Annotated in this window: 8 protein-coding genes; 3 read left to right on the top strand and 5 right to left on the bottom strand. The window is 66.6% G+C overall.

The window, feature by feature from the left end; all coding sequences use genetic code 11:
• Positions 1-4: 4 nt before the first annotated feature.
• From A0J57_RS03415 to A0J57_RS03405, 3 genes are all read left to right on the top strand, one after another.
• Positions 5-1,849, top strand: a complete 1,845-nt coding sequence (locus A0J57_RS03415) for a cytochrome c3 family protein (RefSeq protein WP_061936727.1) — start codon at positions 5-7, stop codon at positions 1,847-1,849.
• Positions 1,850-1,931: 82 nt separating this feature from the next.
• Positions 1,932-2,777, top strand: a complete 846-nt coding sequence (locus A0J57_RS03410) for a metallophosphoesterase (protein ID WP_061936724.1) — start codon at positions 1,932-1,934, stop codon at positions 2,775-2,777.
• Positions 2,778-2,903: 126 nt separating this feature from the next.
• Positions 2,904-3,671 (top strand): SDR family NAD(P)-dependent oxidoreductase, encoded by a 768-nt coding sequence (locus tag A0J57_RS03405; protein ID WP_061936721.1) that lies wholly within the window; start codon positions 2,904-2,906, stop codon positions 3,669-3,671.
• A gap of 36 nt (positions 3,672-3,707) precedes the next feature.
• On the opposite strand, the gene A0J57_RS03400 is transcribed toward A0J57_RS03405, so the two are convergent.
• The 5 genes from A0J57_RS03400 to glgX form a co-directional block, all read right to left on the bottom strand.
• On the bottom strand, positions 3,708-4,019 hold the full coding sequence (locus A0J57_RS03400) for a hypothetical protein (protein WP_061936718.1): 312 nt from the start codon (positions 4,017-4,019) through the stop codon (positions 3,708-3,710).
• Between the two features lie 90 nt (positions 4,020-4,109).
• Positions 4,110-6,527, bottom strand: a complete 2,418-nt coding sequence (treY, locus tag A0J57_RS03395; protein WP_061936715.1) for a malto-oligosyltrehalose synthase — start codon at positions 6,525-6,527, stop codon at positions 4,110-4,112.
• The gene (malQ, locus tag A0J57_RS03390; RefSeq protein ID WP_061936712.1) at positions 6,524-8,239 is read right to left on the bottom strand and encodes a 4-alpha-glucanotransferase; all 1,716 of its coding nucleotides are present in this window, start codon (positions 8,237-8,239) and stop codon (positions 6,524-6,526) included. The genes treY and malQ overlap by 4 nt, the downstream gene beginning before the upstream one ends.
• Positions 8,236-9,942, bottom strand: coding sequence for a malto-oligosyltrehalose trehalohydrolase (gene treZ, locus A0J57_RS03385; protein WP_061936709.1), 1,707 nt, complete (start codon positions 9,940-9,942; stop codon positions 8,236-8,238). Before treZ ends, malQ begins: the two co-directional genes overlap by 4 nt.
• Complete coding sequence (glgX, locus tag A0J57_RS03380) at positions 9,939-12,044, bottom strand: glycogen debranching protein GlgX (protein WP_061936706.1); 2,106 nt, start codon at positions 12,042-12,044, stop codon at positions 9,939-9,941. Before glgX ends, treZ begins: the two co-directional genes overlap by 4 nt.

Raw genomic sequence — 12,044 nt, 5'->3', positions numbered from 1 at the left:
TGAGATGAGCTTTCTAGTCCGCCAGATCAGCCTCACCGCCGATGGCCGTGAGATCGTTCGCGCCGCCACCATCGCCCAGGCGCAACTCTCCCTTGGACGAGCGGCGGAAAGCGACATCCACTTGCCCGACCTGGCGCTGGAGCCCGACCATGCCCGGATCGAGCAGGTCGACGAACGCACCATCCGCGTGCGCGCCACCGGCACCTTGGGCTTCGAGCTGGAGGGCCGCACGGTGCTGCGTGCCGAGATCGACCCAGCCAAGGGCGCGGAACTGCGCTTCGGCGGTCATCGCGTCACCCTGTCGCGGGGCGACGACGGCGCGACCATTCTCTCCATCCGCCGCGTCGACGCCGTGTCCGAAGCCTCGGAGGAAAAGGAGGAGACGAAGGTCTTCTCCCTGCGCGGCCTGCTGCCCGGCAAGCGGCTGATGGCCTGGGCGCTGGCGCTGGCGATCCTGATCGGCTTCCTCGCCATTCCGATCTGGAGCTATGCCGGTCGTCCCGCGGACGACACGCGCAACATCTACAAGATGGTAGGCGACAAGGCCTGGTCATCCGGTCCGCTCAGCAAGGCCCACCACGCCCTCGAAGGCCGCTGCGAAACCTGCCATCAAAAGGCGTTCGTCTCGGTCCGCGACAGCGCCTGCCAGACATGCCACAGGGATGCGCACGACCATGCACCGGCCGCCCGCATCGCCATGGCACGGGCTGAAGGGGGACTGGGCGACAAGCTGCTGGCGGGAGTGGCCGCCGCCTTCGGCAAGCCGCCTGAGGGCGCCTGCGTCGACTGCCACCGCGAACATGAGGGCGCAGGTCCGATGCAGCCGACGGCGCAGGCCTTCTGCACCGACTGCCACGGTACGCTGAAGGACCGGCTGAAGGACACGAAACTGGGCAACGCCGCCGATTTCGGCACCAGCCATCCGCAATTTTCCGCGCTGGTGCAGGCGCGGCCGGGCCAGCATCCCCGCTTCTCCCGCGCATCGCTCGACAGCAGGCCGATGGACGATAGCGGCCTCAAATTCCCGCACGACATCCACCTGTCCGCGAGGGGCGGCGTCGCGAAAATGGCGCGGACGATGAAGGCGCAATATGGCTTTGGCGACACGCTTGCCTGCAAGGATTGCCACAAGCCGACCGCCGACGGCGTGCGCTTCCTGCCGGTGGACATGGAGCGCGACTGCCAGATGTGCCACAGCCTCGCCTTCGAGACGATCGGCGGCACCGTCCACACGCTGCGCCACGGCCAGCCGGATCAGGTGGTCGCGGACCTGCGGGCCTATTTCCGTTCGACCGGCCCGGCCCAGCCGATGGCCTTGGCCGGAACGGCGCGGCGGCGGCCCGGCGATTATGCGCAGGGGCGGCTCTACCATGCCTATTTCGGGGCGGCGGCGGCACGTCCGTCGCGCGCGGAAGATGCCGTCAGGGCAGTCTTCTCCAGGGGCGGCGCCTGCTCCGACTGCCATACCGTCACGCCGCCGGGCACGAACGGCAATGCGGGTTGGCGGGTGCTGCCGGTGCATCAGCCGATGCGCTATATGATGAACGGCTGGTTCGACCATGCCGCACACCGGACCGAGAAATGCGAAAGCTGCCATGCCGCGCCCAAATCGCACGATGCCAAGCAGCTGCTGCTGCCCGGCATCGACAGTTGCCGCACCTGTCATGGCGGGGAAAAGGCCAAGGCGGACGTGCCATCGGGTTGCGCCATGTGTCACAGCTATCATGCCGGCGATGACGCGCCATGGGTCCCCGCCAGCCGTTCGATCGGGAAAGATGCGGCCGACAGGCGGAAGGCGCTGAGCACATCAGCCTATCCCGTGCTGCTGCGCGGGCGGGAGCCCGGTTGAAACGGCGGAACCGGCATAGCCTTTGCAGGAGCGGATGGCGCCGAAGAGTGGCCGAGGACACGAATAAGGGGAGCAAGGACCAATGCTGATCGCGCAGGTCACGGACATCCATCTGGGGTTCGATCCGGACAATCCCGCCGAGTTCAACCGCAAGCGGCTGGACCAGGTCCTGCGTGCCCTGAATGATGGTCCCAACCGGCCCGATCTGTTGCTGGCGACCGGCGACCTGACCGACCGGGGCGATGCGGACAGCTACCGCCGCCTCGCCAACGCCTTCAGCCAGTGCGATTTCCCGGTGTGGCCCTGCATGGGCAATCATGACGACCGGGCGCATTTCGCCGCGCATTTCCCTCACATTCCCCAGGAGGATGGCTTCGTCCATTATGCGATCGCGCAGGATGGGCGGCGGATCATCATGCTCGACACGCTGGAGCCGGGGCGTCATGGCGGCGCCTTCTGCGAGCGGCGCGCGCAATGGCTCGCCGCGCGACTGGACGAGGACAGCATCACTCCGACGCTGATCGTCATGCACCATCCCCCGGTGGAGGTCGGCATCGACTGGATGAACACCCATCCCGAAGAACCCTGGGTCCGGCGATTCGCTGCGACGATCGCCGGTCGCCCCAATCTGCAAGCGATCCTCTGCGGTCATATTCACCGATCCGCAGTGGCGCCGTGGAAAGGCACGACCATTGCGATCTGCTCGTCGACCGCGCCGCAGCTTGCCCTCGACATGCGGCCGATGGACCCGGACGCTCCGGACAACCGCCCGATGATCGTTGCCGATCCGCCGGCCTATGCACTCCACCGATGGACCGAAGAGGGGCTGATCACCCATTTCGAAACCGCGGACGATCATGTGATGCTCGCGAAATTCGACGGCAGCATGCAGCTTCTGGTCCGGACGCTGATGAACGAGCGGCCCTGAGGCAAGGGTTGTGCATTGCCGGACCGGTTTGGCCGTTCCGGGCTGCTGCCGGATGTCTCGGCATGCGTTATCCTTGTTCACAATTGGATATGGCCGGGGCAAAGCCGGCAAAAGGAAGGAGCCGATATGTCGCGCATTTTCATAACCGGCAGCACCGAAGGCCTGGGACGTGCCGCCGCCGAAGCGCTGATGGACGATGGGCATGAGGTGATCCTGCATGCGCGTTCGCCGGAGCGGGCCGCGGCACTGGACGGGCTGGGAAAGCGGTCCGGCGGGCTTGTCGTGGGCGATCTCGGCAGCGCCGCCGAAACACGCGACGTGGCCGATCAGGTCAATGCCCTGGGCAGGATGGACGCCATCATCCACAATGCCGGGATCTACAGCACGGCGGACCGGGGACCGGCTGCAGCGGGACATGCGACGATCTTCGCCGTGAACAGCCTGGCGCCCTATATGCTCACCGCCCTAATCGATCGGCCGTCACGCCTCGTCTATCTCAGCAGCAGCCTGCATCGGGGCGGCGAGGGCTCCCTTGACGATCTCGACTGGGAAAAGCGCGAATGGGACGCGGGCAAGGCCTATGCGGAGACCAAGCTGCATGTCGCTGCCCTTGCCGCCGCATTGTCGCGCCGCTGGCCGGATGTCGTCTGCAGCGCCGTCGACCCCGGATGGGTGCGCACGCGCATGGGCGGGGCCAGCGCGCCCGTCGACATAGACACAGGCCGCAGGACTCAGGTTTGGCTTGCCGCCAGCACCGACCCGGCGGCGCTGGTCAGCGGTCGCTATTGGCACGATCTTCAGATGGAGGAGCCGGCCGGCGAAGTGACCGACACCGGCTTTCAGGACAGGTTGCTTCAGAGGCTGGAGGAGATAACGGGCATAGGCCTGCCCTGATTGCGCCAGCCTGCCGGACATGACCTGCCGCCGCGATCAGGCGGCGAGCGCACCCCGCGTCGAGGAGATCAGAAGCGCCTCAGCCAGCGCCAGACATTGTTCGAGCGACGGCCCGGCCAGATGCGTGTCGCTGCCGTCCCAATGCCGGATGCTCAATTCCCAGAGCGTTCCGCTGTCGATGCAGGCGGCGCGAGCGTCCTGACCGGCGAAATGCAGCACGTCGCCGAGCCGCTCGCGGTGCAGAAGATGACGCGCAACCGTTGTGTGGCTTTCAAGATGCGCGTTGAAGTGCAAATGGATATTTTCGCTGTTGGCTGCCAACCATGGAAGAATATTGCTGTCGATCATCGGGCCTGCTTTGCATGACGCGGCCGGTACACAGATCGCCGCTTCTGGCGTATACTCGCGGAACCTGCTTATGTTCCTCGACATTTCTCCTTATTCACTCAGGTTAATGAAATAGGGGGTGCTGGCGAACATTTCGGCTGCCAGCGGATCGACCTCACCCTCCAACCGGCTGTTGCTCCACCATTGGGCCGGGGGCAGGGTGCCCTGTTCGGTCAAAATCCGTCCGCAGCGGATCATGACGGCGCAGCAAAGGCGCACGCCCGCATGACGGCGTTCGAATGCGAACATATGCGCCGCCCTGGGGCCAGCCGGGCAAAGCGGACGATAGCTGCCCCGCGCGAACAGGTCGGGATGATCCTTCCGGTAGCGGAGCAGGCGCTGGATGAGGGCCATCTTCTCCCCCTCTGCCACATCGCCCTCGTCCAACAGGCGGAGCCGGCGTGCATAGTCGACGGGCCGCCGGTTGTCGGGATCGACGAGGCTCAGGTCTTCCAGTTCGCTACCCTGATAGATGTCGGGCACGCCGGGCAGGGTGAATTTGAGGGCGGTCTGGACCAGGCTGTCGGCGCGCGCCGCGGGGAGGAGCCGCGCCACGAAGGCCCCCATGTCCTGCGTGAATTCCGGTTTTGCCAGAAGGTGATGCAGCAGCTTACGGGCGTCCGCCTCATAGCCCGCTTCGGGTTGTTCCCAGCTCGATCGCAGCCGCGCTTCGCGGAGGGACTTTTCAAGCCAGCCGGAAATACGGCCGGGAAAATCCTCCGGCAAAGCCTGATCGGCCGATGCCGGCCATGCGCCGAAAAGCGTCTGAAAGAGTTGGTAACGATCAGCGGGATGAACGTCCGCGCCGCATTCGTCCGCCATGCGCGACCATCGGCCGATCGCCTCCTCCCACAGTCGCGGGACGGCGCTCAGCACCGCAAGCCGGGCACGAACATCCTCCCCGCGCTTATGGTCGTGGGTCGCCGTCGCGAGCATGGCATGGGGAAAGACCTCTGCACGGGCCTGCACCCTTCGGTGAAATTCCTCCGGAGAAAGAGCGAACCGTTCCGGATCGGCGCCCACGTCATTGGCGGATAGCAGCGGGGCGTAGCGGTAGAAGGCGGTGTCCTCCACGCCCTTGGCGGCGATGGGTGCGGAAAGCTGCTGGAAGCGCCGCACGGCCTCCGCAGCACAATCGGCATCGCCCGGACCAGTGCCTCCCAACCAGTCAAGGATATGCCTTGCCACCTCTGCCTCGCCGGGTGGGAGGTGCGGCTGAACGGCGTTCCAGGCCCGTTCACGGACCGTCGCGTCGCTCATCGGCGCAGCGCGGCCGTCGCCATAGGTGCGATAGACGGGAAAGACCCAGAGCAGCCGTTCGATCGCCCTGCGGATCATTGCGGGGGTGACGGCTTCCAGTGCGGCGTCGGCGGTCCGCGCCGAACCGGCAAGGGCAGCGAACGCAGCGGCGCAGGCGGCAAGCTGGCCTTCGAACTGCCAGGACAGCATGTCGCGGCGCGCCTCCAGCACCACCCTGGCCGGATCGCCATGATCGGGATCGAGGTTCTGCCACAATGCCCGGAGCGGCGCTTCACCGGACGGATCGTGGAGAAGCGCCGTCATGTCGCTCATGAAATCATAGCCGCTGGTGCCGTCGACTCCCCAATCGGGCGAAAGCGGCTCGTGCGCGGCCAGGATCTTCTCCACCACGATATAGGCGCGATCCGGTCCGGAACGGATCGCATCGAATGCGGCGCGCAGGGACCGGCAATAGGTGGCGGGGTCGGACAGGCCATCGACATGGTCGACCCGCACGCCGTCGATCAGCCCCTCCCCGAACAGGTCGAAATATAGCCGGTGCGTGGCATGGAATATGGCGGCGTCCTCGATCCGCAGGCCCGCCAGATCGTTGATCGAGAAAAAGCGCCGCCAGTTCAGCAGGTCATTGGCGGCGCGCCAGTGGACCAGCCGGTAATGCTGCATGTCCAGCAGGCGGCGCAGCTCGTCAGGTTCCTGTTCCAGCGATCCGGGCTTTAGCGGCAGCCGTTGGTCGCCATAGAGCAGCAGGTGCGGATCGTTTCCGGCTGAAAGCCTGATGTCGCCGTTCTCGATCGCTTGGGTCAGGGTCGCGCCCAGCAGCGGCAGCACCAGCGGACCGCTCTGCCAGTCGATGTCGAACCAGCCGGCATAGGGGCTATCCGGCCCAAGGCGAAGAACGTCGTTCCAATAAGGGTTTTCGCCGCCGGCCACGCCCATGTGATTGGGCACGATGTCGATGATGATGCCCATGCCCCGCGCGCGAAGCGCGGCGACGAGGCTGCGGAAGCCGCTTTCGCCCCCCAGTTCGGGATTGATGCGGGTCGGATCGATCACGTCATAGCCATGGGTCGATCCGCTGCGCGCCATCGTGATCGGGGATGCATAGACATGGCTCACCCCCAGCGCCGCCAGATAGGGAACGATGTCCTCCGCCGCCGCGAAGGGGAAGTCGCGGGTCAGTTGCAGGCGGTAGGTGGCGCGCGGGATCATGCGCCCCGCTCCCGGTTCAGCCGGTCGATGCGGCGGGACACATCCGGCCGGTCGAGCAGCTTTTCCATCCTGTCGGGCAGGCGCCGCCGCCAATTGGGATGCGTGTCGACGGTGCCCGGCAGATTGGGCTGTTCGATCATGCCGACCATATCCTCCATCGGGACAAGAAGCAGGGACGAAGGCGTCCCGGCCAGAAAGGCGAGCGCCCGGTCGATCACCATGTCCGGATCGTCCTTCGCGGGCATGGGCGTTGCTTCACCGATGGCGCGCCACAGCGCCTTGCGGTTCTGGTCCCGCTCCGCCCCGCTTTCCCCGCCGCGATCCAGCAGGCGGCTCCACTCAAGATCGCGTCCGGTCCACCAGCCCGCCAGCGTCGGCGTGTCATGCGTCCCGCTCATCGCCACCGATCGCGCCGGATAGGCGGCGGCGGGCAGGAATTCGCCAGCCTCATCGCGCGAGAAGGGCAGCACCGCCATGCCATGGATGCCCGCCGCCTCCAGCGCGGCGCTGAAGCCCGCAGGCCGGGTGCCCAGATCTTCCGCGATCACGATGGCGCGGGCGCGCCACGCCTCCAGCTTCACCAGCCGCAGCAGATCGTCGAACGGATAGCGGAGATAGGCGCCTTCGCTCGCCGCCCGTCCCTCCGGCACGACCCAGAGCCGTTGCAGGCCAAAGCCGTGGTCGATGCGGATGCCGCCGCCCGCGGGCATATTGGCGCGCAACATGGCGATGAAGGGTTCGAAACCCCGTTCGACCAGCTCCAGCGGGCTATAGCCCGTCAGCCCCCAATCCTGCCCCCGGGGGCCGAGCGGGTCGGGCGGCGCGCCGATCCGCAATCCCTGAAGAAAGGCGGCGGGATCGGATCGGGCGTCGCTGCCGCCGGGATCGACGCCGACGGCAAGATCGGCGATGAGGCCGATGGCCATGCCCGCCTCCCGCGCCGCCTGCTGGACGGCATCCAATCCACGCCGGGCATGGGATTGCAACAAGCCGGCGTCGTCACCGCCGACAGTCTGGCGGAGCGCCGCCAATTTGGCCGGGCCGGCCTTGCTCCAGTCGATCAGGTCCGATCCATCCGCTGCGGCTATGGGCTCGGCTTCCCCGAAAAGGATGTTGAGGGCAAGGCGGCTGGAAGGGGAATAGGGCGCGAAGCGGGCAGGGTCGTCCAGCGCATGGACCGGGCTGATCGCCACGGCATCGGCGCCCTTCGCGCCCAGCAGCCGCACCGCCTCGCACAGCGTGCCGAAATCCCCGAAATCGCCGGAGCCGCGAAGGGACGGGATCTGGATGGCGACACCCCAGCAACGGCGGCCTATCGGCGGGCAGCAATCCGGCGCGATGGCGATGCGGATGCTGCCCTGTGCGGATTCCAGGCGGTAATAGCCCGGTTCCGCCAAGCCGGATCGACGCAGGCTGTCCATGCCGATGTCGACGGCATGGCCTGCTTCGTCCAGCAATTGCGCGTTGTGCAGCCGGTCGGGCAGGGGGATGGGCTTGTTCCGGTCCGCCGTGATCATGGCCGGCAGGCGATCCAGCCGGTGGCGGAGCGAGGCCCTGCTTCTGGCGATCTCCTCCGGCGTCCCAGCCGGCAGGTCCAGCGCCGTCAATATGGCGCGCAGGCTGCCGTCGCTGACCTCCTGCCCCGCGCCATCGGCATCGGTCCAGCATCGCATCAGCCCGGCTTCGGCGGCAAGGCGATGAAGGTCGCTCATGGCTCCTCGATCCAGGCGGCGAAGCTGGCAGGGGCGCCGGGGGAATTGGTGGCGAACAGGGGTGGATCGGCCAGGATCGGATCGACGGGTGCGTCGCCCAGATTGAGCAGAATGGAAAGATGGCGGCCTGTTCCCAGCCGCCACCGGGCGCTGACGCAGTTCGGGGACAGCGCCCGGGCGCCGATTGCGCGGCATCCTTCCAGACCGGGCACGACATAGGCGTGGCGCAGGGCAAGCAGATTGCAGTAGAGGGTGCGCCATTCCTCCGCGTCCTCGCCCGCGGCGATGCGGGATTGCCCGAAAGTCTCAATGGCATTGGGGTCGGGAATGCGCGCGCGGGCTTCCGCGCTGGAAAAGCTAGCAAAACCGGCGAATTCACGCCGCCGCCCCTCGCGCACGGCATCGGCCAGTTCGTCATGGAAATCGGTGAAGAAGAGGAACGGGCTGCGCGCCCCCACCTCCTCCCCCATGAACAGCATCGGGATTTGCGGCATCAGCAGCAACAGCGCCGTCGCCGCCCTGAGCCGCGCCGGATCGGTCAGGTCGATGATCCGCTCGCCCATCGCCCGATTGCCGACCTGATCGTGATTCTGGAGGAAGGCGATGAAGGCCGTCGGCGGCAGATGCCCGCTGGGTGCGCCCCGCGTCCTGCCCTGCTGGTGCGGCGAGGCTTCGCCCTGATAGATGAAGCCCTGTTCGAGGCAGCGGGCGAGCTTTTCCGCAGGCTGCCGGGCGAAGTCGGCATAATAGGCGTCCCGCTCGCCGGTCAGCAGCACATGCAGGACATTGTGGAAATCGTCGTTCCATTGCGCGTCATAGCGGCCGGGCATAAGCCGGTCGGGATCGTTGCGTTCATTTTCCAGCATCAGGTGGACATGGCGTTCGGGGCCGATGCCGCCGCGGATTTCACCCGCCAGCCAGTCGAGGAACCGGTCGTCGCCTATGGCATGGACGGCATCGAAGCGCAGACCGTCGAAGCCATAGTCGTTGAGCCACATCAGCGCGTTTTCGCGGAAGAAGGCGGCGACCGGAGGACGGTCCACGGCGACCGCGCCACCCCACGGCGTATGCCGCTCCGCATGGAAGAAGGGCGAGGCATAGGCGCCGAGATAATTTCCGTCCGGCCCGAAATGATTATAGACCACGTCCATGAAGATCATGAGGCCATGGCCATGGGCGGCATCGACCAGCGCGCGCAGGTCTTCCGGCGAGCCATAGGCTTCGGCCGGGGCGAAGGGCAGGACACCGTCATAACCCCAGTTCCGTGCCCCGCTGAAGGCATTGACCGGCATCAGTTCGATCGCCGTCACGCCCAGTTCCGCAAGTTCCGGCAACCGGGCCCGGACTCCAGCGAAGCCCCCTGCAAGACCGGCATGGATTTCATAGATGACTGTTTCGGTCCAGGGACGGCCGCGCCAGTTTTCGGCCGGCGGGTCGAGCGCCGTGATGACGCTCCACCCATGGACTCCGCCGGATTGCCGTCGGGAGGCGGGGTCGGGCACCGCCCGTTCCGGATCGAGGCGGAAGCGGTAGCGCGTTCCGGGCCCGGCGGGCGCTTCGGCAAGGAACCATCCGTCCGCCTGCGCGGCCATGGCGATCGGCGCCGCGTCTTCGATCTCCAGCGTCACCGCATCCCGGTCCGGTGACCAGAGGCGGAAGCGCCAGCGGCCTTCTTCCAGTTCGACAGGGCCCCAGAGCGTCATGCGTCCGGCTTCTCGCCCACCCAGCGCACCAGCACGGCCGAATGGGCCTGCACGCCATAATCGCCGGCGATCTCGAACGGCTCCCGCTCGGGCTGGGCGCTGTCGATCAGCACTTCATGCGAAGCGGAGGGCGCCGACAGGTGGAAGTCGATGGGCGCATCGCTGGCGTTCAACAGCAACGAAAGGGCCTCTACCCGCCCGTCCTCCAATCGGTGCGCGCGGCGCATCGCCAGCGCGCGCCCCTCCGGATTGTTCCAGTCCTCCTCGCTCAGCGGGTTCCCGCGCTCGTCCCACCATTCGATGTCGCCCACACCGGAGCCCGGGCCGTCCTGGCCGTAGAGGAAGGTCGATGCGCGCAGCACGGGATGGCTCCTGCGCAGGGCGATCAGCCGGGCGGTGAAGTCGAACAAGGCCTGGCCGGCCTCACCCTCCATCATCGACCAGTCGAGCCAGCTTATCTCATTATCCTGGCAATAGGCATTGTTGTTGCCGCCCTGGGTCCGCCCGAACTCGTCCCCCGCCACCAGCATCGGCGTGCCGAGCGAGGCGAGCAGCGTCGTCAGCATGGCCCGCCGCACCCGGTTGCGCGTGTCGTTGATCGCGGGATCGTCCGTCGGTCCCTCCGCGCCCCAGTTGCGCGAGAGATTATTGTCATGCCCGTCGCGATTATCCTCTCCATTGGCCTCATTATGCCGCTCCTCATAGGAAATGAGGTCGGCCAGCGTGTAGCCGTCATGGCTGGTGAGGAAATTGACGCTGGCCCAGGGCCGGCGGGCGCGGCGGTCGAACAGGTCGCCGGACCCGGAAAGCCGCGCCGCGAGATCGGCGCGCTGCCCCGGATCGCCGCGCCAGAAGCGGCGGGTGGTGTCGCGGAAGCGGTCGTTCCATTCGGCAAAGCCCGGCGGGAAATTGCCGAGCTGGTATCCGCCCATGCCGACGTCCCACGGTTCCGCGATCAGCTTCAGCCGGCCCAATATCGGGTCCTGCCGCAGCACGTCGAACAGCCCGGCATTGGGATCGAACCCATGGTCGGTGCGCCCCAGCGTCAGCCCCAGGTCGAAGCGGAAACCGTCGACGCCGAAGCTGGTCGCCCAGTAACGCAGCGAATCCGCCACCATCTGGATCACGCGGGCATGGGTCAGCTTGAAGGTGTTGCCGGTGCCGGTGTCGTTCAGGCAATAGCGCGGCTCGCCCGGCACCAGCCTGTAATAGGTCGCATTGTCGATACCGCGCCAGGACAGGGTCGGCCCCAGTTCGCTCCCTTCGCAGCTATGATTATAGACGACGTCGAGAATGACCTCGATCCCCGCGGCATGCAGCCGGCGCACGGCGACACGCAGTTCATCATGCGTATCCCCGGCGAAATAGCTGGGCTCCGGCGCGAAGAAGCTGAGCGTGTTATAGCCCCAATAGTTGCGCAGCCCCTTTTCCTGAAGGAAGCGGTCCTGCACGAAGGCGTGGATCGGCATCAGCTCCAGCGTCGTGACGCCCAGCCGCTTCATATGGTCGATGACCCTGGGGTGGGCGAGCGCGGCGAAGGTGCCCCGTTCCTGCGGCGGCGCGGCCTCCAGCAATTTGGTCAGTCCCTTCGCATGGGCTTCGTAGATGACGGTTTCCGACCAGGGCACGTTGGGCCGCACGTCGCGGGACCAGTCGAAACTGTCATGAGTCACCACCGCCTTGGGCATGGCCGCCGCGCTGTCCCGCCGGTCGAAGCCCAGATCCGCGCGTCGCCCCCGTACCGGATAGCCGTGCAGCACATCGTTCCATCGCAGGCTGCCCGACAGGCGCCGGGCATAGGGGTCGAGCAGCAGCTTGTTCGGGTTGAAGCGATGCCCCTGTTCCGGCGCATAGGGCCCGTGCACGCGATAGCCATAGAGCAGGCCGGGCCGCGCATCGGGCAAATAGCCGTGCCAGACCTCATCCGTGCATTCCGGCAGGGTCAGGCGGGCGATTTCCTTGCGGCCTTTCGGATCGAACAGGCAAAGGTCGACCCGGTCTGCATTGGCGGAGAAAATGGCGAAATTGACGCCCAACCCGTCGAAGGTGGCGCCCAGGGGGTAGGGTGATCCGCCCTCAAGGCGGTCGGGATATTGGCTCAA

The organism is Sphingobium sp. 22B, from assembly GCF_001580035.1.
In the GTDB taxonomy this organism is placed as follows: Bacteria; Pseudomonadota; Alphaproteobacteria; order Sphingomonadales; family Sphingomonadaceae; genus Sphingobium; species Sphingobium fuliginis.
The sequence above is the reverse complement of the archived record's forward strand: the minus strand, read 5'-3'. Positions and strand labels throughout refer to the sequence as shown.